At 74.5% G+C, this 25,813-nt stretch carries 23 protein-coding genes; 10 read left to right on the top strand and 13 right to left on the bottom strand.

Going from position 1 to position 25,813, the window contains the following annotated elements; translation table 11 throughout:
* Positions 1-322 precede the first annotated feature (322 nt).
* Positions 323-1,222 carry an aminoglycoside phosphotransferase family protein gene (locus ACFVSN_RS22135; RefSeq protein WP_380443472.1) on the bottom strand — a complete coding sequence of 300 codons (900 nt, stop codon included), beginning with the start codon at positions 1,220-1,222 and terminating at the stop codon, positions 323-325.
* 93 nt (positions 1,223-1,315) lie between these two features.
* Between ACFVSN_RS22135 and ACFVSN_RS22140 the strand changes: the two genes are divergently transcribed.
* Positions 1,316-1,951, top strand: a complete 636-nt coding sequence (locus ACFVSN_RS22140; RefSeq protein WP_380443470.1) for a hypothetical protein — start codon at positions 1,316-1,318, stop codon at positions 1,949-1,951.
* Positions 1,952-1,967: 16 nt separating this feature from the next.
* On the opposite strand, the gene ACFVSN_RS22145 is transcribed toward ACFVSN_RS22140, so the two are convergent.
* Positions 1,968-2,375 (bottom strand): PPOX class F420-dependent oxidoreductase, encoded by a 408-nt coding sequence (locus tag ACFVSN_RS22145; RefSeq protein WP_380443469.1) that lies wholly within the window; start codon positions 2,373-2,375, stop codon positions 1,968-1,970.
* Between the two features lie 167 nt (positions 2,376-2,542).
* On the opposite strand from ACFVSN_RS22145, the gene ACFVSN_RS22150 reads away from it, so the two are divergent.
* A complete protein-coding gene (locus ACFVSN_RS22150; protein WP_387956443.1) occupies positions 2,543-5,032 on the top strand; it encodes a Tex family protein in 2,490 nt (829 codons plus the stop codon).
* A gap of 151 nt (positions 5,033-5,183) precedes the next feature.
* On the opposite strand, the gene ACFVSN_RS22155 is transcribed toward ACFVSN_RS22150, so the two are convergent.
* The 6 genes from ACFVSN_RS22155 to ACFVSN_RS22180 form a co-directional block, all read right to left on the bottom strand.
* On the bottom strand, positions 5,184-5,627 hold the full coding sequence (locus ACFVSN_RS22155; protein WP_380437542.1) for an SHOCT domain-containing protein: 444 nt from the start codon (positions 5,625-5,627) through the stop codon (positions 5,184-5,186).
* 98 nt (positions 5,628-5,725) lie between these two features.
* On the bottom strand, positions 5,726-6,316 hold the full coding sequence (locus tag ACFVSN_RS22160; protein ID WP_387956444.1) for an NUDIX domain-containing protein: 591 nt from the start codon (positions 6,314-6,316) through the stop codon (positions 5,726-5,728).
* Positions 6,313-7,473 carry a type III polyketide synthase gene (locus ACFVSN_RS22165; RefSeq protein ID WP_380437538.1) on the bottom strand — a complete coding sequence of 387 codons (1,161 nt, stop codon included), beginning with the start codon at positions 7,471-7,473 and terminating at the stop codon, positions 6,313-6,315. The genes ACFVSN_RS22160 and ACFVSN_RS22165 overlap by 4 nt, the downstream gene beginning before the upstream one ends.
* A gap of 125 nt (positions 7,474-7,598) precedes the next feature.
* Positions 7,599-8,804, bottom strand: a complete 1,206-nt coding sequence (locus ACFVSN_RS22170; RefSeq protein WP_387593244.1) for a cytochrome P450 — start codon at positions 8,802-8,804, stop codon at positions 7,599-7,601.
* 188 nt (positions 8,805-8,992) lie between these two features.
* On the bottom strand, positions 8,993-9,607 hold the full coding sequence (locus tag ACFVSN_RS22175; RefSeq protein ID WP_380437572.1) for a response regulator: 615 nt from the start codon (positions 9,605-9,607) through the stop codon (positions 8,993-8,995).
* A 98-nt stretch (positions 9,608-9,705) separates the two neighbouring features.
* A complete protein-coding gene (locus ACFVSN_RS22180) occupies positions 9,706-10,533 on the bottom strand; it encodes a sensor histidine kinase (RefSeq protein ID WP_380437535.1) in 828 nt (275 codons plus the stop codon).
* 138 nt (positions 10,534-10,671) lie between these two features.
* On the opposite strand from ACFVSN_RS22180, the gene ACFVSN_RS22185 reads away from it, so the two are divergent.
* The 6 genes from ACFVSN_RS22185 (at position 10,672) to ACFVSN_RS22210 (ending at position 18,191) form a co-directional block, all read left to right on the top strand.
* The gene (locus tag ACFVSN_RS22185; RefSeq protein WP_380437533.1) at positions 10,672-11,397 is read left to right on the top strand and encodes an ABC transporter ATP-binding protein; all 726 of its coding nucleotides are present in this window, start codon (positions 10,672-10,674) and stop codon (positions 11,395-11,397) included.
* A 73-nt stretch (positions 11,398-11,470) separates the two neighbouring features.
* A complete protein-coding gene (locus ACFVSN_RS22190) occupies positions 11,471-13,780 on the top strand; it encodes an ABC transporter permease (RefSeq protein WP_387593239.1) in 2,310 nt (769 codons plus the stop codon).
* Between the two features lie 122 nt (positions 13,781-13,902).
* The gene (gene hemC / locus ACFVSN_RS22195; protein ID WP_380437529.1) at positions 13,903-14,838 is read left to right on the top strand and encodes a hydroxymethylbilane synthase; all 936 of its coding nucleotides are present in this window, start codon (positions 13,903-13,905) and stop codon (positions 14,836-14,838) included.
* Between the two features lie 148 nt (positions 14,839-14,986).
* Positions 14,987-16,834: a protein kinase gene (locus tag ACFVSN_RS22200; protein ID WP_387593236.1), complete on the top strand. Its 1,848-nt coding sequence runs from the start codon at positions 14,987-14,989 to the stop codon at positions 16,832-16,834.
* Between the two features lie 102 nt (positions 16,835-16,936).
* On the top strand, positions 16,937-17,581 hold the full coding sequence (locus tag ACFVSN_RS22205; RefSeq protein WP_380505306.1) for a class I SAM-dependent methyltransferase: 645 nt from the start codon (positions 16,937-16,939) through the stop codon (positions 17,579-17,581).
* Positions 17,582-17,660: 79 nt separating this feature from the next.
* Positions 17,661-18,191, top strand: a complete 531-nt coding sequence (locus tag ACFVSN_RS22210) for a hypothetical protein (RefSeq protein ID WP_380505309.1) — start codon at positions 17,661-17,663, stop codon at positions 18,189-18,191.
* A gap of 174 nt (positions 18,192-18,365) precedes the next feature.
* Here ACFVSN_RS22210 and ACFVSN_RS22215 read toward each other — a convergent pair whose 3' ends face one another.
* A complete protein-coding gene (locus ACFVSN_RS22215) occupies positions 18,366-18,971 on the bottom strand; it encodes a TetR/AcrR family transcriptional regulator (RefSeq protein WP_380437521.1) in 606 nt (201 codons plus the stop codon).
* Positions 18,972-19,099: 128 nt separating this feature from the next.
* Here ACFVSN_RS22215 and ACFVSN_RS22220 point away from each other — a divergent pair, with 128 nt between their 5' ends.
* Positions 19,100-19,843: an SDR family oxidoreductase gene (locus ACFVSN_RS22220; protein WP_387593231.1), complete on the top strand. Its 744-nt coding sequence runs from the start codon at positions 19,100-19,102 to the stop codon at positions 19,841-19,843.
* A gap of 139 nt (positions 19,844-19,982) precedes the next feature.
* Here the strand turns inward: ACFVSN_RS22220 and ACFVSN_RS22225 are convergent, their stop codons facing one another.
* From ACFVSN_RS22225 to ACFVSN_RS22235, 3 genes are all read right to left on the bottom strand, one after another.
* A complete protein-coding gene (locus ACFVSN_RS22225) occupies positions 19,983-20,615 on the bottom strand; it encodes a GNAT family N-acetyltransferase (protein WP_387593228.1) in 633 nt (210 codons plus the stop codon).
* 48 nt (positions 20,616-20,663) lie between these two features.
* Complete coding sequence (locus tag ACFVSN_RS22230) at positions 20,664-22,133, bottom strand: SDR family oxidoreductase (protein WP_387593225.1); 1,470 nt, start codon at positions 22,131-22,133, stop codon at positions 20,664-20,666.
* Between the two features lie 169 nt (positions 22,134-22,302).
* Positions 22,303-23,820: a carbohydrate binding domain-containing protein gene (locus tag ACFVSN_RS22235; RefSeq protein ID WP_387593222.1), complete on the bottom strand. Its 1,518-nt coding sequence runs from the start codon at positions 23,818-23,820 to the stop codon at positions 22,303-22,305.
* A gap of 378 nt (positions 23,821-24,198) precedes the next feature.
* On the opposite strand from ACFVSN_RS22235, the gene ACFVSN_RS22240 reads away from it, so the two are divergent.
* Entirely contained in the window at positions 24,199-25,152 is a 954-nt protein-coding gene (locus tag ACFVSN_RS22240; protein ID WP_387956445.1) for an aldo/keto reductase, read from the top strand.
* Positions 25,153-25,164: 12 nt separating this feature from the next.
* Here the strand turns inward: ACFVSN_RS22240 and ACFVSN_RS22245 are convergent, their stop codons facing one another.
* Positions 25,165-25,770: a GNAT family N-acetyltransferase gene (locus ACFVSN_RS22245; RefSeq protein WP_387956446.1), complete on the bottom strand. Its 606-nt coding sequence runs from the start codon at positions 25,768-25,770 to the stop codon at positions 25,165-25,167.
* Positions 25,771-25,813: the final 43 nt, after the last annotated feature.

Raw genomic sequence — 25,813 nt, forward strand, 5'->3', positions numbered from 1 at the left:
CTGACCCGGTCTGGAGTGTCAGGAGCTCTGGGACTCCAGGATCCGGCGCACGGACTCGACTTCCGCCACTGGCGCCGGGTCTCGATCCGCCGGGCGCCGGCGATGTTGTGCAGGGGGTAGGCGTCCGCGTCCACCCACGGCACGCGCTTGCTGACTCTGACCTGGATGACGTCCTTGAACAGCGCCACGGTGCGCTCCCCCCTGCGGCAGGCAGGCGCCAACTCCGCTTTCCGTAAAGCGGGTTGGCGGCAGCACGCCATAGCAACGGCGTCCTGTGCGGGCAGTAGGAGCGACAGAACCGCTACCGCGTGGAGGGGCCGGATCAGGCGGTGCGGTCGGCGAGGACCTCGCGAACGACGTGGCGGGCGGCGGCGGTCAGGGTGGGGTTGGTGTGCCGGTAGTACGGGATCGCGATGAGGGCGATGGACAGGGCCCAGGCGCGGGCGCGGGCCCACATGGCGTCGTCGGCGCCGAGGGCGGTGCGGAAGGTGCCGCGGGCCTGGGCGGGCAGGACGGTCCACGCGGCGATGACGTCGACGGTGGGGTCGCCGACGCCCATCAGGCCGAAGTCGATGACCGCGCCGAGCCCTCCGGTGGGGGCGAGCAGGAGGTTGCCGGGGGAGAGGTCGCCGTGCATCCAGGTGGCCGGGCCGGTGTGGTCGGGCAGGCGCAGGGCCTTGTCCCACAGGGCCGTCGCGCTCGCGGTGTCGATCGTGCCGGTGAGCCGGGCGAGCGCCGCGCGGGTCGCGCCGTCACGGGCGGCGAGCGGGACCCCGCGGGCCGCGGGCGGTCCGCCGGCCGGGTCGGCGGATCTCAGGCCGGTGATGAACGCGGCCAGGTCGCGGGCGAGTCGGAGCGGTGCGGCGAGGGCGCCGACGGCCGGGTTCACGCCGTCGAGCCAGCGGACCACCGACCACTCCCACGGGTAGCCGGCGGCGGGCCGGCCGAGGGCTACCGGCGCGGGGATCGGCTGCGGCAGGTGCGGGGCGAGCCGCGGCAGCCAGTACTGTTCGCGGCCGACGCCGTCCGCGGCCCAGCCGACCCGGGGGAGGCGGACGGCGAGGTCCGGGCCGAGCCGGAACATCGCGTTGTCCGTCCCGGCGGAGACGACCGGGCGGATGGGCAGGCCGGCCCACTGCGGGAACTGGGCGGAGAGCAGCCGCCGCACCAGGGCTGTGGTGATGTCCGGTTCGTCGGGGTGCATCCTGACGGCAGCGCACATGCCCGGCAGCGTACAGCGCGGCCCGTGCGGCCAGCAGCCGGATCATCGAACTGCTGTGACAAATTCGGATCATCAGATCACTACGCTGGCGCGATGATCACCACACGGGGGCAGGCGGACGGCCGGCCCGCCCGGCCTACGGGCAGACGCAGCATCGAGTGGACGGCTTTCGAGCGCTGGGCGTTCCGGGCCGCGTTCGCCGTCCTGGCCGTCCTGCTGCTCCTGGGCGTGACCGGGCACTACAACAGCCGCTCGGGCGGCTACCTCGTGCTGCAGCAGTGGTTCGACCGGCCGTTGCTGCTCTGGACCCTGGCGATCCCGGCCCTGTTCGTCGCGGTGCTCAACGTTCCTTGGTGGATGTGGCTCCGGATCCTGCTCACCACCGCCGTCACACTGCTGGCGGCCGGGACGATGATGCTCTGGCTCTTCCTCGCGACCTCCACGGTCGTGAAGGGCACCCAGGAGGCGCCGGGCCGCACCGACCGGAAGATCGTGCAGGAGGAGACGGGCTGGGCGCTCGACTCCACCACGGCGTACTACGTCGACGAGGGGACCGGGCTGACCACCCGCCGGTGGCTGGTCCTCGCCCAGGGCCCCCACGACCCGTACGACCGCGCCGTCCGCTGGTCGGGCCCGGACCGGATCCAGGTCGACACCGACACCGGGACCGTCACGATCGACCTCGCCGCCGACGGCCGGCCGAGCCGGGAGCTCCACCTCGACGGCTGACGTGCGCCGGCCGGCCTCAGCCGAGCGTCACCCGCACCCCGACCGTGCCGCCCCGGCCGAACCGGACCACGTTGGCCGCCAGCGCGACCGCGCACAGCGGGCCGTACTTGCGGCGCAGCAGCTTCCGGTACGCGGGCGCCCGGGCGGCGTCGAGCACGGCGGTGGCCGGGACCTGCTCGCCGAGCAGGGTGCCGCGGATGTCGCACGGCCCGACCAGGACGTCGGTGCGCCGGCGCAGCCGCTTGACCTTGCCGGTGCGGGTGACGGTGGTGAAGACGAGCGCGTCGCCGTCCCGGGCGACCCACACCGGCGTCGGCACGCCGGTGCCGTCCCGCCGGAAGGTCGTGAACAGCAGGTACTTGGCGGAGGCGAGCCGGTCGAGCCGCGCGGCACGCCCCGCCTCCAGCGAAGGGGAGGTGTCCATGCCCGCCACCGTAGGGGCGCGCAACGGAGCACCGCTCAAGCCCGGTTGGAGCCGGGCGGCGCACCCGCCACGCCCGGCCGCCCCGGGTGCGGCCGGGAGCCGTCCGCGGCACCTGCCAGAATGCAGGGCGTACGGCGAACGCACTGAAGGAGAAGGTGACCGGCTTCGTGACCACGCCAGTCGATGAGCAGTCCCGGCGGGCCCAGCGGGCGATCGAGCGGAAGATCGCCGAGGAACTGGGCGTGCGCGACGGGCAGGTGACGGCCGCCGTCGACCTGCTCGACGGCGGCGCGACCGTCCCGTTCGTCGCCCGATACCGCAAGGAGGCCACCGGCTCCCTCGACGACGCGCAGCTGCGCACGCTGGAGGAGCGGCTGCGCTACCTGCGCGAACTGGAGGAGCGCCGCACCGCCGTCCTGGAGTCGATCGAGGCCCAGGGCAAGCTGGACGACGCGCTGCGCGCGCAGGTCCTCGCGGCCGACTCCAAGGCCCGCCTGGAGGACATCTACCTGCCGTTCAAGCCGAAGCGGCGCACCAAGGCGCAGATCGCCCGCGAGGCCGGCCTGGAGCCGCTCGCCGACACCCTGCTCGCCGACCCCTCCCAGGACCCGGCCGCGCTGGCCGCCGGCTACCTCAACGAGGCCGTGGCGGACGGGAGCGCGGCCCTGGAGGGCGCCCGCGCGATCCTGGTCGAGCGCTTCGGCGAGGACGCCGACCTGGTCGGCTCGCTGCGCGAGCGGATGTGGACCCGCGGCCGGCTGGTCGCCCGGGTGCGGGACGGCAAGGAGCAGGACGGCGCCAAGTTCGCCGACTACTTCGACTTCGCCGAGCCCTACACCAGGCTCCCCTCGCACCGCATCCTCGCGATGCTGCGCGGCGAGAAGGAGGAGGTGCTCGACCTCGAACTGTCCCCGCTGGACGGCGACGAGACCGGCGACACCAGGGGCGACCTGCCCGGCGCGGCCGACTACGAGCAGCGCATCGCCGCCCGCTTCGGCATCGCCGACCACGGCCGCCCGGCCGACAGGTGGCTCGGCGACACCGTCCGCTGGGCCTGGCGCACCCGCGTCCTGGTGCGGCTCGGCATCGACCTGCGGTCCCGGCTGCGCGCCGAGGCCGAGGAGGAGGCGGTGCGGGTGTTCGCGGCGAACCTCCGCGACCTCCTGCTCGCCGCCCCGGCCGGCACCCGCGCCACCATGGGCCTGGACCCGGGCTTCCGCACCGGCGTGAAGGTCGCCGTGGTGGACGCCACCGGCAAGGTCGTGGCGCACGACACGATCTACCCGCACCAGCCCGCCAACAAGTGGGACGCCTCGCTGGCCACCCTGGCGGCGCTGGCGAAGAAGCACGGCGTGGACCTGATCGCGATCGGCAACGGCACCGCCTCCCGCGAGACCGACAAGCTCGCCGAGGACCTGCTGGGGCGCCACCCCGAACTGGGGCTCACCAAGGCGATGGTGAGCGAGGCCGGCGCCTCGGTGTACTCGGCCTCCGCGTTCGCCTCGCAGGAGCTGCCCGAGCTGGACGTGTCCATCCGCGGCGCGGTCTCCATCGCCCGCCGCCTCCAGGACCCGCTCGCCGAACTCGTGAAGATCGACCCCAAGTCGATCGGCGTCGGCCAGTACCAGCACGACCTGAGCGAAGTGAAGCTCTCGCGCTCGCTGGACGCCGTCGTCGAGGACTGCGTGAACGCCGTCGGCGTGGACGTCAACACCGCCTCCGCGCCGCTGCTGACCCGCGTCTCCGGCATCACCGGCACGCTCGCCGACAACATCGTGGCCCACCGCGACGCCAACGGGCCGTTCCGCACCCGCAGGCAGCTCAAGGACGTCGCCCGGCTCGGCCCGAAGGCGTTCGAGCAGTGCGCGGGCTTCCTGCGCATCCCCGGCGGCGACGACCCGCTGGACGCCTCCAGCGTGCACCCCGAGGCCTACCCGGTGGTGCGCCGCATCCTCGCCGCGACCGGCGGCGAGCTGCGCGAGCTGATCGGCAACGGCGAGCGGCTGCGCGCGCTGCGCCCGGCGGACTTCGCCGACGACACCTTCGGCATCCCGACCGTCACCGACATCCTCGGCGAGCTGGACAAGCCGGGCCGCGACCCGCGCCCGGCGTTCCGCACCGCCGTCTTCAAGGAGGGCGTCGACAAGATCGGCGACCTGGAGGTCGGCATGGTGCTGGAGGGCGTGGTCACCAACGTCGCCGCGTTCGGCGCCTTCGTGGACGTGGGCGTCCACCAGGACGGCCTGGTGCACGTCTCCGCGCTGTCGAGGAACTTCGTGAAGGACCCGCGCGAGGTGGTCAAGCCGGGCGACATCGTGAAGGTCCGGGTCACTTCGGTGGACGTCCCGCGCAAGCGGATCGGACTGACGCTGCGGCTGGACGACGAGCCCGGCCGCGGCGGGGATCGGGGCGGGGATCGGGGTGGCGAGCGCGGCCGAGGCGGCGGCGACCGGCAGGCCCGCCCGCCGCGCCAGGACCGCCGCGGGGACGAGCGCCGCGACGACCGCCGCGGTCAGGACCGGCGCGGCCAGGGCGGCTCCGGCGGCAGCACCCCGCCGGCGAACAGCGCCATGGCGGACGCGCTGCGCCGGGCGGGCCTGACCGGCGGCTCGGGCGGTCAGGGCGGGCGCGACGACCGCCGCTCCGGGCGGCGCTGACCGGCACCCGGCACCCGGCCCCCAGGGCCCGGAACGCAGCACGCAGCACGCAGTACGCAGAACACGGAACGGCCGGGGCCGGCGGGCACATCGCCCGCCGGCCCCGGCCGTTCCGCCATTTCCGCTCACACCGGTCACACGCTCACACCACTCACACCAGGAGCTTGTCCTTGGCCCGCTGGTACTCCTCGGCGGAGATGAGGCCCTTGTCCTTCAGGTCCGCCAGCGTCGCCAGGTCGTCGACGTGGCTGCGCCCGGCGCCGTCCGCCGTGGCCCCGGAGGTCCCGGCCGCGTCCCGGATGTACGCCTGGACGGCTGCCTCGGCCTGCTGTGCCTGGGCGACGTCCCGTTTCCCCATGCCCTCGCCGCGCGCGATCAGGTAGGCGAGCACGCCGATCAGCGGCAGGATGATCACCAGGACCAGCCAGCCGGCCTTGCCCCAGCCGCTCAGGTCGTGGCTGCGGAAGATGTCCGTGATGATCTTGAACAGCAGGAAGAACCAGAGCACCCAGAGGAACAGCTCCAGCATCGTCCAGAAGATGTTGAGCACCGGGTAGTCCACGGCCAGCGAGGCGGCCAACGAAGAGGTGTCCATGGCCGAGTCATATCATCGCAAAACGGACGGTGCGCACTGCTGCTGGGCCGTTCCGGTGATCTTCGCCCGGGGTGGGAATACCGCTGCGGGACGCGGTCTCAGCCGAGCTCCGCCCGCCGCCGCAGCTCCACCGCGAGCCCGATCAGCTCGCCCCACCAGGCCTCGTGCGAGTCCACCAGGAGCCGCTGCGCCTCGGCCGCCGGCAGTGCGCGGACCTCGACGACCTGCTCGCCGTCCGAGGGGTTGGTCGGCGCGGAGTCCAGCGCGACCTCCGCCCAGCCCCACAGCCACGCCTTCTCCGGGTGCGGCTGCCAGGGCCGGTAGGGCGTCGGGTCGTCCGTGTGGCAGCGGTGCGCGCCGAGCCAGGCGGGCTCGCCGAGCAGCCGGGCGCCCGCCTCCTCCCTGAGCTCGCGCCGCAGGCAGTCGGCGACGGTCTCGTCCTGTTCGCGCGTGCCGCCGGGCAGGAACCAGTGGTCCCGGTCGTCCCGGCAGAGCACCACGCCGCCGTCCGCGAAGCCCACCAGGTGGATGTTGGTCACCAGGCCGTCCGGCGGCAGCTCGGTCGAGAACTGCGCGTCGTACCTCCCCCAGGCCCAGTGCTGCGGCGCGTGCAACGCGGGGAAGAGCGCGGCGAGTTCGGCGGCTCTGGCGGAGGGGGCGGCGTCGGTGCGGTCCGTGGTATCGGTCATTCGGTGATCGTAGTGCCGGCCGGGAAACGGCGGGGGACACCGGGGTGGACGCGAGAGAGGTCGGCGGTGGCGATGGCGCGCGGCCGCCGGGGCTGCGCGACGCCGCGCGGCGCGGACACCCAACTCCCCAGCGAGATCTCGGCGGTGATGCCGGGGCCGAAGCCGGCGATCAGCCCGTGGGTGCCGTCGGCCGCGCCGCCGTCGGCGAACAGCCGGGCGAGGGCGTCGAAGACGACGGCGCTCGCGATGTTGCCGCGCTCGGTCAGCGTGGCCCGGCTGTAACGGAACATCGCCGGTTCGAGGTTGAGGAAGTGGCACAGGTCGTCGAGGATGCGCGGGCCCCCGGCGTGGACGATGTAGAAGCCGAGCCCCGACACGTCCCAGCCGTGCTCGCCGGCCAGGCCGCGCAGGGCGGGTGCGAGCATCTCCATCGTGCCGGGCACGCGCCGGTCGAGCTGGAAGTGGAAGCCGGTGTCCCTGACCCCGTAGGAGATCCAGTTCTCGGTGTCCGGGACGAGGTGCGAGCCGTTGCGCTCGACCGACACCCCGGTGCCGCCGTGCCCGCGCATCACCACGGCGGCGACGGCGTCCCCGAAGAGGCCGTTGGAGAGCAGCGAGCCGACGCCGAGGTCGGTCGGCTGGTAGCACAGCGAGCAGAACTCGCAGGCGACGATGAGCACGTTGGCGCCCGGGTAGGCGCGGCAGAAGTCGTGCGCGCGGTTGACGGCGGCGCCGCCGGCCGCGCAGCCGAGCTGGGCGATCGGCATCTGGCGGGTGTCCGGGCGCAGGCCCATCGTGTTGATGAGCCAGGCGGTCATCGACGGCATCATGAAGCCGGTGCACGACACGTAGATCAGGAGGTCGATGTCCTGGGCGCCCAACTGGGCGTTGCGCAGGGCCGCTTCGACCACCTCGGGGACGCGGCGCTTGGCCTCCCGCTCGTAGACGGCGTTGCGGGCGGTGAAGCCGGGGTGGCGCAGGGTCTGCTCGATGGGCTGGACCAGGTGCCGGGTCCGCACGCCGGTGTTCTCGATCAGCCGTAGCGCGAGGCCGAGTTGGGGGTGGCCGGCGTGCATCGCGCGGGCCAGGTCGAGGGTCTCGTCGAGGGTGATGACGTGCTCGGGCACGGCGATGGCGGGGCGGCAGAGTGTTGCCATGGGTACGCGGTCTCCCCTGGGTGGCCCGTGGGTGGGCCGACGGGCGGCCGGGCCCGGCGCGCGGGGCGGCCGGTGCCCGGTGGTGGTGGCGGTGGACGGACGGGCGCGCGCGGTGGCGCGGCGGGTCACCAGGCGAGCGGCAGGACCCGCGGGTAGCGCCAGATGGAGCCCGTCCGCCAGTCGAGCTCGGCCGGCGGCACGGCCAGGCGCAGCCCGGGGAACCGCCGCAGCAGCGTGCCGATGGCGACCTGGAGCTCCATCCGGGCCAGGTGGGCGCCGAGGCAGTGGTGCTGGCCGTACCCGAAGGTCATGTGGGTGGGCGCGCCGCGGTCGAGGTCGAGCTCGTCGGGCCGCTCGTAGAACGCCGGGTCGCGGTTGGCGGCCAGGTAGGAGACGTGCACCGGCTCGCCGGCCCGGACGAGCACCCCGCCCAGTTCGACGTCCTCGGTGGCGACCCGGGCGATGCCGACGCCCTGGCGGAACGGGATGAAGCGCAGCAGCTCCTCCAGGGCGCGGGGCAGGAGGTCGGGCTGGGCGCGGAGCTTGGCGAGCTGCTCGGGGTGGGTGAGCAGGGTGTAGGTGATGTTGCTGAGCTGGTAGGTGCTGGTGTCGTGGCCGGTGACCAGGAGCACCATCGCCATGACGGCGAGCTCGTCGTCGTCCAGCAGTTCGTCGCCGTCGCGGGCGATGGCGAGGGCACTGATCAGGTCCTCGCCGGGGGCGCGGCGGCGGGCGGCGGTCAGCTCGGTGAAGTAGGCGCGCAGCGCGGCCTTGGCGCGCTCCTGGCCCTCGCGGCCGTCCGGGCTCATGGCCATCATCGCGACGGCGTGGCCGCGCAGTTCGGCGCGGTCCTGCTCGGGGATGTCGAGCATCTCGCAGATGGTGGTGAGCGGGAGCCGGGAGGAGAGGAAGTGCACGAGGTCGGCGGGGGCGCCGTGTTCGGCCATCTCGTCGAGGTACCCGTCGACGATCCGCTGGGTGTGTGCCCGCATCCGCTCGACCTGGCGGTTGGTGAAGCCCTGGGCGACGAGGCGGCGCAGCCGGTTGTGGGCGGGCGGGTCCATCAGGTTGATCGCCTCGGCCTGGGCGATCGGGGCGGGCGTCATGCGGGGGAGGTCCCGCCCGATGCCGGCGGCGCGGCTGAAGCGGCGGTCGGTGGTGACGGTCCGGACGTCCTCGTAGCGGGTGGCCAGCCAGGCCTCGCCCTCGCCGTGCGGCAGCCGGATCCGGGCGACCGGGGCCTCGGTGAGCAGCCGCTTGAGGAGGGGGTCGAACTCCAGGCCTTCGGTGTGGTTGAAGGGGCAGTCCCACACGGGGGCGGAGGTAGTCACGGGCCGATCCAAAGGCTGAGGGTGATGCCGCCCGGAGGGGGATGACCCGTCCGGGCGCGGACATGCAGATGTTCCCCCATGGGCTGGCAAAAATGTGGTGGAGGAGGCCAGTTACCTCGAACGAGTTAGATAGATGATTTTCGTGCGAATCACGGGAGTTGAGCGCGACGGTTCGCAACCCGGCCCGCTCACCGCCCCCTTGGGGTGACCAGGCCGGTCTCGTACGCGAGGACCACGGCCTGGGCCCGGTCGCGCAGGTCGAGTTTGGCGAAGATCCGGGCCACGTGCGTCTTCACCGTCGATTCGCTGAGCGTCAGTTCGCGCGCCAGCTCGCCGTTGGACAGTCCGCGGCCCATCAGGGTGAGCACCTCCACCTCGCGGGGCGTGAGCGGTGCGAGGTCCCGGTGCACGGTGGCGGCGCCCGCGTCGGCGGGGGCCGTGCCGGAGGCGAAGCGCTCGACGAGGCGGCGGGTGATGGAGGGCGCGAGGAGGGCGTCGCCGGTGGCCACGAGGCGGACGGCGGCGGCGAGGTGGGCGGAGGTGACGTCCTTGAGGAGGAAGCCGCTCGCCCCGGCGGCCAGGGCCGCGTACACGTAGTGGTCGAGGTCGAAGGTGGTCAGCATGACGACCCGGCAGCCGGGCACCAGCGCGAGGATCCGGCGGGCCGCCTCCAAGCCGTCCGTGCCGGGCATCCGGATGTCGAGGAGCGCGACGTCCGGCCGGTGCGCGACGGCGGCGGCCACCGCCCCGGCGCCGTCGGCGGCCTCGGCGACCACGTCGATGCCGCGCGCGGTGAGGATCATGCGGAAGCCGGTGCGGACGAGCTCCTGGTCGTCGGCGATCACGACGCGCGGGCGGCGCTCGGCGCTCCCGGCCACCGCCTCCTCCGGGGGCGGGGCGCTCACGGCCGGTCCAGCGGGATGCGCGCGCGGACCCGGAAGCCGCCGCCCAGCCGGCGCCGGGCGTCGAAGTCCCCGCCGTACACGGCGACGCGCTCGCGCAGGCCGAGCAGCCCGCGCCCGGCGCCGTCGGCCGCCCTGGCGGGCGCCGTGCCGCCGGAGAGCACGCTGGGCCCGCGGTTGAGCACCTCGACCCGCAGGTAGTGGTCCGCGTAGCGCACGGTCACGTCCGCCGTCACCCCGTCCCCGTGCTTGAGCGCGTTGGTGAGCGCCTCCTGGATGATCCGGTACGCCGTCACGTCGATGCCCCCGGGCAGCGGGCGCGGCTCGCCGGAGACGCGGACCTCCACCGGCAGGCCGGCGAAGGCGAAGCGGTCGATGAGCGGGCCGAGCCGGGCGAGGCTCGGCTGCGGCGCGAAGCCGTCCGGGTCCTCCTCCTCGGAGCCGTCCGCCGCCGGAGCGAGCAGGCCGAGCAGGTGGCGCAGTTCGGTCATGGTGTCGCGGCCGGCGGCCTCCACGGCGGCCATCGCGGCGGCGGCCTCCTCGGGCATGGTGGCGAGGACCTCGCGCGCGGCGCCCGCCTGCACCACCATCACGCTCACGTTGTGGCTGACGATGTCGTGCAACTCGGCGGCGATGCGCGCCCGTTCGGCGTCGACCGCGGTCCGCGCGGCGCTCTCCCGCTCGCGCTCCAGCAGCCAGCCGCGCTCCCCGACCGCCGCCCGGTGCAGCCGCCGCGCCCGCGCGAGCGCCACGCCCAGCCAGCCGGCCGCGCCGGCCGATCCGCCCGCCGCGGCGAGCGCCGCCCACTGCCACCCCGTTCCCCACACACCGCCAGCTTCCCAGCCCGGGGCGTGATCCGCATCATCCGGGGGTGCCGGTCCCGTACATCCCCGGTACTACCGCCCCCGACGGTTACACCCCAGGTGGGACGCGGTGCCCGGGCCGCCCGCCTACCGTCGTCGTCCATGAGAAACGTTCACGACGGGACGTCCGGACCCGGCGGCGCGCAGGCCGTCGTCGAGCTGTCCGGGGTGCACAAGGAGTTCGGCGACGCGCGGGCCCTGGACGGGGTCGACCTGACGATCCGGCCGGGCGAGGCGGTGGCCGTGATGGGCCCCTCGGGCTGCGGCAAGTCCACCTTGCTGAACATGGTCGCCGGCCTGGACCGGCCGACCTCGGGCACCGTCCGGGTGCACGGCCAGGACCTCGGGCGGCTGGACGAGACCGGGCTCGCGCTGTTCCGGCGCCGCCACGTCGGCATGATCTTCCAGTTCTTCAACCTCATCGACGACCTGCCGGCCCTCGACAACGTCGCCCTCGCCGCCCAGCTGACCGGCACCACCGCCAAGCAGGCGCGCCGCCGGGCCCTTGAACTGCTCGACGAGCTCGGCGTCGCCCACCGCAAGGACACCTACCCGGCCACCCTCAGTGGCGGCGAGCGCCAGCGCGTCGCCGTCGCCCGGGCCCTGATGAACCGCCCGGCGCTGCTGCTCGCGGACGAGCCGACCGGCGCCCTGGACAGCCGCTCGGGCGAGCAGGTGATGGACCTGCTGATCGACCTCAACCAGATCGGGCAGACCCTGCTGATCGTCACCCACGACCCCGACCTGGCCGCGCGCTGCGCCAGTCGGCTGGTGGAGATGGCGGACGGCCGGGTGGCGCGGGAGCGCTCGCTGGAGGCGTCGTCGTGAGCGAGCAGAGCGAGCGAACGGACATGAGGTGCGTGCGCCGGTCATCGGCTGCCGAGCGGAGCGGGGTGGGCGCATGAGTGGAGCCGTGTGGCGGGCCTCCCGGGCGGCGGTGAAGCGCCGCCGGGTGCAGACCGTCGTGATCGGCCTGGTCGTCTTCTGCTCCACCGCGACCGTGCTGCTCGCCCTCGCGGTGATCAGCGCTGCCCGGGCGCCGTTCGACACCGCCTTCGAGGCCGAGCGCGGCGCGCACGTCACCGCCCTCTTCGACCCGGCCGAGGCCTCGCCGGAGCAACTGGCCGCCACCGCCCACCGGCCGGGCGTCGAGGCGGCCGCCGGGCCCTTCGACCAGGCCGTGGTGACCATCCCCACCGAGTGGATCGGCCACGCGCGGGGCCCGCTGACCCTGGTCGGCCGGGCCGACCGGGCCGGCCCGGTGGACCGGGTGCGACTGCTGGCCGGCCGCTGGGCCGACGCACCCGGCGAGGTGGTCGTGAACAACCCGGCCGGGGGCGCCGCGGCGAAGTTCGTCGGCACGCCGCTCACCACCAGCACCGGGCTGAAGCTCACCGTCGTCGGCTTCGCGACCGGCATGAGCCAGTCCGCCGGCGGCTGGGTCACCCCCGAACAGGCGGCCGCCCTGCACCCCACCGGGCGCCAGATGCTCTACCGCTTCACCGACGCGGCCACCGAGCAGCAGCTCACCGCTTCGCTCGCCGGTGCCACCGAGGGCCTGCCGAAGGACGCCGTCGCCAGCGCGCAGTCCTACCTGGTGCTCAAGCGGGCCTTCTCGGCGGGCGCCGACGCCTACCTGCCGCTGATGACGGTCTTCGGCGTGCTCGGCCTGGTCGTCGCCGCGCTGATCGTCGGCAACGTGGTGAGCGGCGCGGTGGTCTCCGGCTACCGGCACATCGGCGTGCTGAAGTCGATCGGGTTCACCCCGCGCCAGGTGGTGGTGGTCTACCTGACCATGGTCTCGGTGCCCGCGGTCGTCGGCACCGTCCTCGGCACGGCGGCGGGCTGGGCGGCGTCGTTCCCGATCCTCCGGGCCGCCTTCAGCGGGATCTCGACCGGCACCGCGGTGATCGAGCCGGCCGGGTGGCTGCCCGCCGCCACCGTGATCGGCGTCCCGCTGCTGGTCGCCCTCGCCGCCCTCGTGCCCGCCTCGCGCGCCCACCGGCTCTCCGCCGCCCAGGCGATCTCGGCCGGCAGCGCGCCGCGCAACGGCCGCGGGCTCGGGATCCAGCGGTGGCTGAGCGGCACCCGGCTGCCGCGCGCCGTCAGCCTCGGCCTCGGCCAGCCCTTCGCCCGCCCCGCCCGCACCGCGCTGACCATGGCGGCGATCGTGCTCGGCGTGGTCACCGTCACCGTGACCACCGGGGTGAGCAGCACCCTGGCCAGGACCCTGCCCACTCCCGACCGCAAGACCCACGTCGTCGTGGCGACCGCCGGCTTCTCCGGCAGCGGGACCGAGCCCCGGCTGACCCCCGAGCAGACCGAGGCGATGCTCCGCGCCACCCCCGGCGCCGAGCGGGTCTCCGTCCGCGGGCTGGTCCGGCTCGGCGTCCTCGGCCAGCCCCAGCTCGTCTTCGCCGACTTCTACGGCGGCGACGACGCGGTCGACCAGCGGCGGCTCCAGGCGGTCGAGGGCCGCCCGGCGACCGGGCCGAACGAGATCGAGGCCGGTCCGGGCTTCCTCGACCAGCACGGGGTCAAGCTCGGCGACCGGCTCACCCTGGTCCTGGACGGCGCACGGACCACCGTCACCATCGTCGGCGAGGAGAACGAGGGCAACGCCAACGCGATCTCCTCCAACGACGCCACCAGGGCCCTGCTCACCCCCGACCCGCACGTGGTCGAGTACGACGTGCGGCTCGCCGACGGCACCGACGCCGAGGCGTACCTGAAGGCGGTCACGGCCGCCGACCCGAGCCTCTCGCCCTCGGTCTACGCGGCGGGATCGGACGGGGGCATCGTCGCGATCCGGACCTTCAGCACGACGTTCACCGTCCTGCTGTCCGTCGTCGCCGCGCTCGGCGTCTTCAACACCCTGCTGCTCACCATCCGCGAACGCCGCCGCGACCTCGGCACGCTGAAGTCGATCGGCATGACGCCCCGGCAGGTCGTCGCCATGACGGTCACTTCGGTGGCCTGGCAAGGCGTGGCCAGCGGAATCATCGGCATCCCGGTCGGGATCCTGGTGCACCGGCTGATCGTGGAGAACGTCCGGCTCATCGACTTCCCCGAGCGGACGATCGACGTCTGGGGCGCCCCGCTGCTGGCCGGCCTCGCCCTGGCGGGCGTCGCGATCGCCGTCCTCGGCGCGCTCGTCCCGGCCCGTGCGGCGGCCCGGCTGCCGATCGCCGAGGTGCTCCACAACGAGTAGGGACATCGCCGAGGTGCTCCACAACGAGTAGGGACGGGGACCGGGCGCCCGCGGGCTTCCTCCGGATTGCGGCACTTGAGACGCCGTCACCGAGGTCGCGCGCGGGCGCCTATCATCGCGCCATGGCCACCGCTGAGCTGATCCGCATCGTCTCCCGCTCCTCGCCCATGGCACTCGCCCAGGTCGAGCGCGTCCGCGCCGAACTCGCCGTCGCGCACCCGGGGTTGCGCACCGAGGTGGTGCCGGTGACCACCTCCGGCGACCGGTGGACGGGCGACCTCGCCCGGCTCGGCGGCAAGGGCGCGTTCACCAAGGAGGTGGACGCCGCGCTGCTCGCCGGGGAGGCCGACGTCGCCGTGCACTGCCTCAAGGACGTGCCCGCCGACCGCCCGCTGCCCGCCGGCACCGTCTTCGCCGCCTACCTGCGCCGCGACGACATCCGCGACGCCCTCGTCCACCCCGGCGGCCTGACCCTCGACGAGCTGCCGCCCGGCACCCGGATCGGCACCTCCTCCGTCCGCCGGGTCGCCCAGCTCGCCGCCTCCCACCCGCACCTGGTGTGCGTGCCGATCCGCGGCAACGCCAACAGCCGGCTCGCCAAGCTCGCCGCGGGCGAGGCGGACGCGCTGCTGCTGGCCGTCTCCGGGCTGGAGCGGATCGGCGAGTCGGCGCGCGTCACCGAGGTCCTCGGCGTCGACGCGATGTGCCCGCCGATCGGCGCGGGCATCCTCGTCCTGCAGTGCCGCGAGGACGACGAGGCCACGATCGCCGCGGTCGCCGCGCTCGGCCATCACGACACCTGGCGCGAGGCCACCGCCGAGCGGATGTTCCTGCACGTCCTCCAGGGCCACTGCAACAGCCCGATCGCCGGCTACGCGCACGCCGAGCCGGACGGCCGCCTGTCGATGCGCGGACGGGTCTTCAGCCCGGACGGCAAGCAGGTGCTGGACGCCCACGAGTGGGCCGGCGCGCTCACCCCCGAGGACCTCGGCACCTCGACGGCCCTGGCCCTCAAGCGGCAGGGCGCCCACGAGCTGATCGCGGCGATCCCGCACTGAGGCCCCCGCGCCGCCCGGCCGATCTTCTTCACGGAACGGTGACAGCTTTTCCATACGAGTGACACCTGCCATGATGCGGGTGCACCGTAGGGGAGTTGACGATCAATCGGACGAACGTGCGGACACGCCGGGGGTGGACGTGGAGGCCTTGAGACCCACCGATCCGACGACGGTCGGCGGCCGGTACCGGCTGCTGGCCCGGCTCGGCAGTGGCGGGATGGGGGTCGTCTACCTGGGGCGGTCCCCGGGCGGACGGCTGGTCGCGGTGAAGTGCGTCCACTGGGACCTGGCGACGGACCCGGAGTTCCGCCGCCGCTTCACCCGCGAACTGGAAGCCGTCCGGCGGGTCGGCGGCTTCCACACCGCGCAGGTCGTCGACGCCGACCCGGACGGTGACCCGCCGTGGCTGGTCACCGCGCACATCGCCGGGCCCTCCCTGGAGGCGGCCGTCGCCGCGCACGGACCACTGCCCGAACCGGCGCTGCGGGTGCTCGGCGCCGGCCTGGCCGAGGCGCTGGAGGCGATCCACCGGGCCGGCCTGGTGCACCGGGACCTCAAGCCCTCCAACGTCCTGCTGAGCGAGGACGGCCCGCGGGTCATCGACTTCGGCATCGCCCGGGCCCTGGACGGCGCCTCCATCACCCGCACCCAGGTCGTGCTCGGCACGCCCGGCTACATGGCCCCCGAGCAGATCGCGGGCGGCGTGGTCGGCCCCGCCGCCGACGTGTTCGCGCTCGGCCGGGTGCTCTGCCACGCGGCCGGCTGCTCGCCCTGGGGCACCGGGGACCCGCAGGTCCTGCTCTACCGGATCATGCACAGCGAGCCCGACCTGTCCGGCGTGCCCGAGCAGCTGCGGCCCGTCGTCGCCTCCTGCCTGGCCCGCCACCCGGTCGGCCGGCCGGCCCCCGCCCAGCTCGTCGCCGTACTCGGGCCGCCCGAGTACGGCGGGGCGAGCGGTTCGTGGCTGCCGGAACCGCTGCGGGCGCGGCCCGCCGTCCCGGACACGCCGTGGGTGGAGCCGGCGGCCGCCCCGCCGCCGCCCGCGGCTCCGCCGCTCGCCGCACCGCCCGTCACCGCCCCGCCCGTGCCGCCGCCCGCGGTCGGCCGGACGCCGACCGTGTTCTCCAACGTGCCACCGCCCGGCGGGGGTCGACGCCGGGCCAGGCCGTGGCTGCTGCTCCCCGCGGTCCTCGCGCTCGTCGCCGCGGCCGTCGCCGTGCCGCTGTACCTCCAGCGCGACACCCCCGACACGCGCGACACGCACGACCTCGGCAACGGCTTCGTCGTCGCGACCGACGACGGCAGGCCGCCCGACTGCGTCAACGGCGGGGTCAACGGCAACGCGGGAGGCCCGGGCCCGGCCGAGACGACGGGCCCCCCGAGCCCGCCGGCCGACCTGCCGGGCATCCCGGCCCTCGCCGCCCCGGCCGACAACGCCACCGTCGAACAAGGCGCCCCGGTCACCCTCAGCTGGACCAAGACCGGCGCGGTGACCAGGGTCCTCACCAAGGCCGGCGACGGCCAGTGGCGCGTCTCCGGCTCGTTGACCTCCGCCGACTGCACCTTCACGCCGACCACTCCGGGCCTCTACCAGTGGGCCGTGGACAGCGCGACCAGCGCCTCCCAGAAGGCCGCCAGCGGCATGAGCGGCGTCCGCTACCTGTACGTCAAGCCCCCGGGCGGCAGCTCGGTGAACCAGCTGGCGCACGTCCCCTCCGCGCCGATCCTGGTGTTCCCCGCCTCCCGGGCGGTGGTCCGTGCCGGGCAGCCCGTCCAGCTGTCCTGGGCGGCATCCGGCACCAGCTCCCAGGTGGACCTGCTCCTCCCGAACGGCACGTGGCAGAACCTCCCGTGGCAGGCCGCGACGTCGTACACCTGGGTCCCGACGAGCCCGGGCACGTACCTGTGGAGCGTCTTCACCTCGAACGGCTCCAACTGCGGCGCGTTGGTCTGCGTCAGCGGATCGAGCGAGCAGCGGTACCTGACCGTGCAGTGAGCGCCCGTCAGCCGGCCGTCCGGCCCCAGCACGCTCGAACCGAAACGGTCCGGCCGGGACTTGTGCTTCCTCCTGTCGCTGTCGCGCGGCAGGATCGGGCGCATGACCGAACCCGCCCACCTCGCCGCCGTCCGCGCGTCCTACAACGCCGTCGCCACCGATTACGTCCGACTCGTCATCCCGCCCGAGGAGTTGGACCCGGTCTCGCGCGCGATGCTGGCCGCCTTCGCCGAGCTCGTCCGGTCCTCGGGTGGTGGGCCGGTGGCGGATCTGGGGTGCGGGCCCGGGCGGGTGGCGGCGTACCTGGCCGGGCTCGGGCTCGACGTGTTCGGGGTGGACGTGTCGGACGAGATGGTCCGGCTCGCCCGGCTCGCGCACCCCGGACTCCGGTTCGTGCGGGGCTCGATGGGAGCGCTGGAGGCCGCGGACGGCGGTCTCGGCGGCATCCTGGCCTGGTACTCCGTCCATCACACGCCGCCCGCACAACTGCCCGCGCTGTTCCGCGAGTTCCGGCGCGTGCTCCGCCCCGGGGGTCGGCTGCTGCTCGGCGGCCACGTGGGGGACGTCCATCTGCGGCCGGCCGAGGGGTACGGGCACCCGGTGTCGTACGAGTCCCATCTGGTGCCCGTCCCGCGGCTCGTCGAGCTGCTCACGCTCGACGGATTCACCGTCACCACGCGCGTGGAGCAGCCGCATCCGTCGCGCGCGGATCGTTCGTACGTCTGCCTCCTGGCGGACGCCGGATAGCTCTCGTGGGGGAGGGGGTCCGGCCGGGTTCGGCCGGGTGGACGACGTCCGGGCCCGGGGGCGCCGCGAGAGTGGAGCCATGGCGATCACGATTCCCCTGGGCGACACCGAACGACCCGTGCAGCGTTGGGCCTTGTGGCTGGCGAAGGCCCTCCCGTTCGTCGTGCTGCCGCACTGTCTGTGGCGGCTCCCCTTCGCGGCCGGCTTCGAGATGGGCACGATCGACCCGAGACGGCCGCCGATGCCCTGGTGGGCGCCGGGCTACGTGGTCGGGCTGAGCGTGCTCACCGAGGCGCTCTGCCTGCTGACCCTCGGTCTGGTCGCGGGGTGGGGCGAGGTCTTCCCGCGCTGGGTGCCGTTCCTCGCGGGCCGCCGGGTGCCGCCGCTCGCGGCCGCCGGGCCCGCCGTGGTGGGCGGGCTGGTCCTGGTGGGGCTGTTCGACCTCCAGCCGCTCGCGTGGACCGGTGTGGTCGACGAGGTCGGCTACCGGAACGGCTGGTGGCTGGCGCTGGCCCGGGTGTGCGTCGGCCCGGCGATGCTGTGGGGCCCGATCGTGCTGGCCCTGGCCTTCGCGTACTACCGCCGCCGCCGGCCCGTGGGCGTCCGGTAACCGCCGGGGCGCCGGCCACCGGGGTACCGGCCGCCGGAGTACTGGCCACCAGAGTACTGGCCGCCGGGGTGCTGGCCACCGGGGTGGTGGCCGCCGGAGTACTGGCCGCCGGGCTGGTGTGCGCGGGAAGTCGGACCGGCCGACTTCCTGCGCACGCGTCGTTCGCCAGCGCCGCTACTGCGCCGCCCCGGCGACCAGCGATGCGGCGAGCCGGTCGGCGGCGTCGGCGTCCAGGGGGGCGTGGCCGAGCAGGAACCGGTACCAGAAGACGCCGTAGACCTGGTCGACGATCAGGTCGAGGTCGGCGTCCCCGCGGAGCTGGCCGCGCTCGCGCCCGCGGGCGAGGAGCTCGCGCAGGGCCGTCCGGCGGGTCGCGGTGAAGGTCTGCATCAGGTCGGCCAGGTGGGGGTCGCGGGCGGCCTCGCGGACGAGGGTGCGCAGGGCGGAGGCGGTGGTGTCCTGCTGGGCGGCGTTGAAGGTGGCGGCGACGAAGGCGCGCAGGTCGGCGCGGAGGTCTCCGGTGTCGGGGCCCGCGACGTCCTGGTCGGCGCGGTCGGAGAGGGCGTCCAGGAGGACGGCGCCCTTGGAGGGCCACCAGCGGTAGACGGTCTGCTTGCCGACGCCGGCGGTGCGGGCGATGGCGTCGATGGTCACGGGCGTGCCGTGGGACTCGGCGAGGAGGCGCAGGGCCGCGTCGAGGATGGCCCGGTGGGCGGCCTCGTTGCGGCGGCGTCCGGTGTGCGGGCGGGCGGCGCCTGGCTGGGGGTCCGTCGCGTTCATCGGTCGTCCTCTCGTCCTGCGGTCGTCCCGGCTCCAGCTGTCTGGGTCCTCCATTGACAAGACTAACAGTCTCGACGATCATCATTACCGGAACGGACAGTCTCGACAAGCCGGAAGGAAGCACCACCATGAACACCACGTCGGACCTCTTCGCCGGACAGCGCGTCGTCGTGATGGGCGGCAGCTCGGGCATCGGCGAGGCCGCGGCCACCGCGTTCGCCGCCGACGGCGCGGAGGTCGTGATCACCGGACGGGACCGCGGGCGCCTCGACGCGGCCGTCGCGCGGATCGGCGGCAAGGCCACCGGCGCGTCGGTCGACGCGACGGACACCGCCGCCGTCGCGGCCTTCTTCGCCGGGGGCGGCACCGTCGACCACCTGGTCCTCGCCGTCAGCGGTGCGGCCGGCTCCGGACCGTTCGCCCGGCTCGACCTGGCCGACCTCGCGCACGGGTTCGACGCCAAGTTCTGGCCGCAGGTCCGGGTCCTCCAGGCGGCCCTGCCGCACCTTCGGGCGGACGGCTCCGTCACGCTGATCACCGCCGCCTCGGCGCGCGCCGCGATCCCGGGCACCGCCGGACTGGCCGCCATCAACGGCGCGCTGGAGGCGATGGTGCCGCCGCTGGCGGTCGAGCTCGCGCCGCTGCGGGTCAACGCGGTGTCGCCCGGCGTGGTCGACACCCCGTGGTGGGAGCGCGTGCCCGAGGGGCAGCGCAAGGCGCTGTTCGACGGCCTCGCCGCCACCACGCCGGTCGGGCGGGTCGGCCGTCCGGAGGACGTGGCCCGCGCGATCCACATGCTCGCGGCCAACACCTTCGTGACGGGCGTGGTCCTCGACTGCACCGGCGGCGCCAACCTGGCCACCGGCCGCTGAGACGGCGGCTCGGGCGTGGCGGTCGGGTGCGACGCTCAGGTGTGGCTCGTGGGGGTGTTCGTCGAGTGTGCCGGTCGGGTGCGGAGGCCGGGTGCGGAGGTCGGGTGTGGAGGTCGGGTGTGCCGGTCAGGTGTGCCGGTCAGGTGCGGCGGACGAACCCGGCCATGAGGCCCCGCAGTTCCCAGCCGAGCGAGGCGTACAGCGCCCGCCCCTCCTCCGTCGCGCCGAGGGCGGCCGTCTCCGCGCCCGCGTCGAGGGCGGCGTCGGTCAGCAGCCGCATCACCGCGCTGCCGAGCCCGCGGCGCCGGTGGGCCCCGTCGGTCTCGATGCGGTCGAACACCGCGAGCGCGCCGTGCACCCCGGTGTGGCCGCCGGCCGCGAACTCGCCGTCCGGGGTGAGGAGTCGGGCGTACGCCACGCCGTTGCCGCGCTCGACCTCCGCCGTGTAGCCGGCGGGCAGGCGGACCTCCTCCCGGCGCAGCACGGTCGTCATCATCAGCTCGTCGGCGTTGCGCTCCCAGGCCGGGCCGAGCAGGCAGAGGGCCGCCTCCGGCTCGACGAACCCCTTGATCCGCGCGTACGGCCGGTCGGCGGCGGCCGCGGCGGCCCGGACGCTCCGCTCGTCGGTCCGCAGCAGGACGTGCCGCACGGACTCCCTGCCGCGTCCGACGTCGACCCGCAGCCCCCACGGCACCTCGACCGGCGTCGGGCAGCGGCGGGCCGCGGCCAGCCCGTGCACCCAGGCGTGCGTCAGTTCGTTGTCCGGCGCCATGCGTTCCCCCCGATGCGGCGATCCTGATCGCCGCAGCCTATCCCGGGGTCACCACGCGGCCTCCCGGTAGTCCTTGAGGAACACCCCCGACACCGGGGAGCCGGACTCGCCCCGGACGATCGGGTCGTAGACGCGGGCGGCGCCGTCGACGATGTCGAGGGGCGTGCGGAAGCCCCGGTCGGCGATCCGGGCCTTCTTCGGGGCCGGGTTCTCGTCGGTGATCCAGCCGGTGTCGACGGCACACATGTGCACGCCCTGGCGGGCGAGTTCGGCGGCGCTCGTGCGGGTGAGCATGTTGAGGGCGGCCTTGGCCATGTTGGTGTGCGGGTGGCCGCCGGTCTTGTTGGCGACGGCGAAGCGGCCCTCGACGGCGGTCACGTTGACGACGTAGCGGCGCGGGTGCGGGGAGGCGAGCAGGAGGGGGAGCAGGCGGTCGCAGAGCAGGGCCGGGGCCAGCGCGTTGACCAGCTGCGTCTCCAGCACCTCCGCCGGGTCGAGCTCGCCGAGCCGGGCGGACCACGAGTTGCCGGGGGCGAGGTCGGGCAGCAGGCCGGCCTCGTCGGGCAGGGTGAGCAGCCCGTGCGCCGCGGCCGGGGCGGGGTCGAGCTCCGCGGCGGGCCAGGCGGCGGTGAGCGCGGGCATCGGCCGGAAGCCCGGGGCGTGCGCGACGGCGCGGCGGTCGGCGGCGGGCAGGGCGTCGTGCTCCCCGGCGGCGAGCAGCGCGTACGACTCGGGCGGGCGGCGCAGGGTCTGCGCGGCGTTGTTGATCAGGATGTCCAACGGCTGTCCGTCGGAGCGCAGTTGCTCGGTGAGCCCGAGGACCTGGCGCGGGTCGCGCAGGTCTATCCCGACGACGGTGAGCCGCTCCCACCACTGCGCGCTGCCCTCGGCGGCGCGGAAGCGGCGGACGGTGTCGTGCGGGAAGCGGGTGGTGACCGTCAGCTCGGCGCCGTCGCGCAGCAGCATGAGCGCGAGCTGGAAGCCGATCTTGACCCGGCCGCCGGTGAGCAGCGCGCGGCGCCCGCGCAGGTCGGTGCGGAGGCCGCGCCGGGCGGTGTTGTCGGCGGCGCAGTCCGGGCAGAGCATGTGGTAGAAGCCGTCGACCTCGCGGTACTGCTGTTTGCAGACGTAGCACCGGCGCGGTGTGCGCAGCTCCCCGACGGGTCGGCCGGTCGGCTCCCCGCTGGCCGGGGCGAGCGGGGCGTCCTCGCGTCGGTCGAGGGCGCCGGTCGCGGTGGTGGCGAGCAGGGCGGCGTCGGCGTCCCGGACGGCCTGCTTGGCCTCCTGACGGCGGCGCTTGCGGCTCTCCATCACGAAGGAGCTGAGCTGTCGCTCGGCGTGCAGGCGGGTGCGGTCGTGGGGCGGCAGGTCGCGCAGGCGGCGCAGGGTGCGGCCGAGGGCGGCGAGTTCCTCGGCGGTGACGGTCTCCGCGGCGCTGCCGGCAGCGGCGCCCGCGGCGCCGCGGCCGGTGGCCCGGTCGTGTTGGTGGTCTTCCGTTCGAATCGTCCGGACCGTCATGTCCGCCCCCTTGTGGTCGTGCCGTGGGTCGGACTGTAACGGAGGGTCGCATGTGATGTGACTTCAATAAACCGGGGTGCGAGCCGGCCGGGTGCGAACGGTGGGGTGCGAACGGCGGGGGGCCGGTGGCCGTTCGGCCCACCGGCCCCCGCCGCAGGGAATCCCCTGGTCAGCCCGCGTACTTCGCGAAGATCTTGGCGAACTCGTACGGCTGCTGCGGGATGTTGGTGCACTTGGACAGCGAACCGCCGGTGCACGCGTTGGCGTCCCGGGTGGCGTCCCAGAAGGCCAGCAGGCCGAGGTGGTTCTGCTGGGCGAAGGTCACCAACTGCTGGGCGGCCGCCTGGTTGTAGACCTGGTGGTCGTCGTTCTCGCCGATCATCGGGGTCACGCCGACCGCGGCCCACAACTGCGCGTCGGTCTTCGCCGGGTACAGCGCCTTGAGCTGGCCGAACAGGGCCTGCGCGGCCTGGACGGCGGCGTTGCCGTAGTCGGTGCCGGAGCGGTAGTAGTCCATCGCCATGATGTTCACCAGGTCGACGCTCACGCCCGCGTCCCGGGCCGACTTGACGATGGCGACGCCGTCGGAGGTCAGGCCCTCCGGCAGCACTGGCAGGGTGAACGACACCTTGAGGCCCGGGTTGGCCTGCTGGAGCTTGGCGAGCGCGGCCGAGCGGCGGTCGTTGGAGGCGGTGTCGGCGATCGCCGCGCCCTCGATGTCGAAGTCGACGTAGCGCAGGTTGTAGGCCTTCACCACGGCGTCGTACTCGGCGAACAGCGAGTCCACGGTGCTGCAGGCGGCGGCGAGTTCGGTGCCGCTCGCGCCGCCGAAGGAGAGCTTGACGTCGCCGCCGGCCGCGCGCAGCGCGTCCACCTGGTCCTTGGCCCAGCCGGTGCGCGGGTCGTAGGCGTTGAACCAGCTGGCCTTGCAGCCGACACCGGTCACGAAGCCCATCGTGTAGCCCTTGAGGTTGCCGGACTTGGCCATGTCGGGCATGGACGGCGTGGGCCAGGCGCCCATGTCGATGTAGGGGGCGACCGGGAGGGCGACGTTCGGCGGCGGGGTGCCCGGTCCGCCGGTCGGGGTGCCCGTCGGGGTGCCGGTGGGCGTCACGGTCGGCGTGGCGGTCGGGCTGGGTCCTCCGCCGCCGGGGCCGGTGAGGGTGACGTCGTCGGCGAGGTAGGCGCCCTGCCCGTACCAGCCGTGCAGGTAGACGGTGACGCTGGTGGTGCTCGGGCCGGTGGTGAAACCGGTCGACAGCTGCTGCCAGCCGGTGCCGCCGGGGGTCCAGGTGGCCGGGTCCGTGACGCCGTTGCCGGTGGCGCCGAGGTACACGTACTGGCCCTGCACCCAGGCGCTCAGCGAGTACGTCGTGTTGGGCTGCACGCTGACGGTCTGTCCGCACTGCGCGGTGTCGCTCGCGCTCGCCGCGCCCTTGAGCGCGTAGGTGCCGCCGTGGGCACCGGAGTTGACGACGCTTCCGGTGCCGGCGGAACAGCTCCACGGGTTCAGCGAGCCGCTCTCGAAGCCGGCGTTGGCGAGCAGGTTGGTGTCGGCGGCGCCGGCGTTCCCGGCGAGGGCGGCGAGGCCGCCGGCCGCGAGCGCGGTGGCCGCGGCGAGGCTCAACAGCTTGGTGCGGCCCGGGGACCGGCGGTGCGCGGGGGCGTCGTGGGGCGCGGTGGGCATGGGGGTGCCTCTCGGGGACGATGGGCCGCCCGCGCCGCACAGGTGGGGGCGCGGGCGGGCGGCCGACTGGGGGCGTGGTCCGGTGCGGGGGAGCTGTGTGGGGGAGCTGCGTGGGGTGCTGAGGATCAAACTGGACTAGACCAGCTGTGCACGTCAAGCACTTCCCCGGTCCCGGGGGCCCGCCGTGAGCAGGTTTTAGGACGCGTTTAAGGAGACGGTTCCGCACGGTTCCGCACGGGCCCGGAACCGTGCCGCGCTTGACCTCGAGTGCACTCCAAGGTGGAGGCTGTTCCCCGTTGGCCCGCTGAGCAGGTCGGCCCGCTGGGCCACGGGAACCGGGCCACCGGAACTGAGCCACCAGATCGGAGAACCGTCATCATGCGCACCGCCCCGTTCGGACTCAACGGCCCGGAGATCGGCGTCCTCGGCCTCGGCTGCATGGGGATGACCCACGCCTACGACGTGGGGAACCGGGACGACGAGAAGTCCGTCCAGGTGATCCGCCAGGCGCTGGACCTCGGCGTCACGCTGATCGACACGGCCGACATGTACGGGCCCTACACCAACGAGGAGGTGGTCGGCGCCGCCCTCGCAGGCCCGTACCGCGAGCGCGCGTTCCTCGCCACCAAGGTCGGCATCGTCCCGGGCGGCAGCGGCCAGGGGGACCGCAACGGGCGCCCCGAGCACGTGCGGCGCTCGATCGACGAGAGCCTGCGCCGTCTCGGCACCGACCACGTCGACCTCTACCAGCTGCACCGGGTCGACCCGGCCGTCCCGATCGAGGAGACCTGGGGCGCCTTCGCCGAGGTCGTCCAGGCCGGCAAGGCGCGGCGGATCGGCCTGTCCGAGGCGACCGTCGAGGAGATCAAGCGGGCTCAGTCGGTGCACCCGGTGGCCTCCGTGCAGTCCGAGCTCTCGCTCTGGACCCGGGACGCCCTGGCCGACGTCCTGCCGTACACCGAGGAGCAGGGCATCGCGTTCCTGCCGTTCTCGCCGCTCGGCCGCGGCTTCCTGACCGGCAGCATCTCCTCCTTCGACGAGCTGCCCGCCGACGACTTCCGCCGCCGGCTGCCGCGCTTCCAGCAGGACGCGCTCAAGGCGAACCTGGCGCTGGTCGCGAAGGTCGGGGAGGTCGCCGAGCGGATCGGCGCGACGCCCGCGCAGGTCGCGCTGGCCTGGACGCTGGCGCAGGGCCGGTACGTCTTCCCGATCCCGGGCACCCGGACCCCGCGCTACCTGGTGGACAACGCCGGCGCGGCCGACGTCGTGCTCTCCGCGGCGGACCTCGCCGAGCTGGACGCGATCCCGTCGGCGACCGGCGGGCGCTACTGAGCGGCCCGGGTCCTACCGCTCCTTGACCCACACCTGCTGCCGTCCGGTCTCCGCCGGGGCCCGGACGGCGGCGTCGGTGATCCGCTCCAGCCGGTAGCCGAGCTTGCGCGGGACGGCCGCGCTGGCGCCGTTCGCCTGGTCGCAGCGGATCTCCACCCGGGCGATCCCGGGCAGCGCCAGCGCGGCCGAGGTCAGCGCCCCGGCCCCGGTGGTCGCGATGCCGCGGCCGACGTGCCGGGCGCTCACCCAGTAGCCGATCTCCAGCGCGCCGGGGCCGATCCGGCCGTGCAGGCCGAACGCGCCGATCACGCTGCCGGGTTCGGCGTCCAGTCCGACCAGGTACATGAAGTCGGTGCCGGCGTCCCAGGCCGCCGTTCCGGCCCTGGTCAGCCGGGCCGTCCTGGCCCGGCTCGGCGCCTCGGCCGCCCACTCCAGCCAGGGCCGCAGGTGGTCCAGGTTGGCGCGGACGGCCTTGGTGAGCGCGGCCGTGTGCGTGCTGAGCCGACGGTGCAGCGAGACGCCGCCGGCCAGCCGCAGCAGCTCCGGGGGCCGGCCGGCGGTGGCCTCGCCCGGCGCCGCCGGGTGGTGGTCACAGGACCGTGGCTGTGCGTCGCTCATGACGGCGATTATGTCCTTGGCCAGGACCTGTCACCAGCGGCGT

Origin of the sequence: Kitasatospora sp. NPDC057904, from assembly GCF_042887925.1 — a bacterium.
GTDB lineage: Bacteria > Actinomycetota > Actinomycetes > Streptomycetales > Streptomycetaceae > Kitasatospora.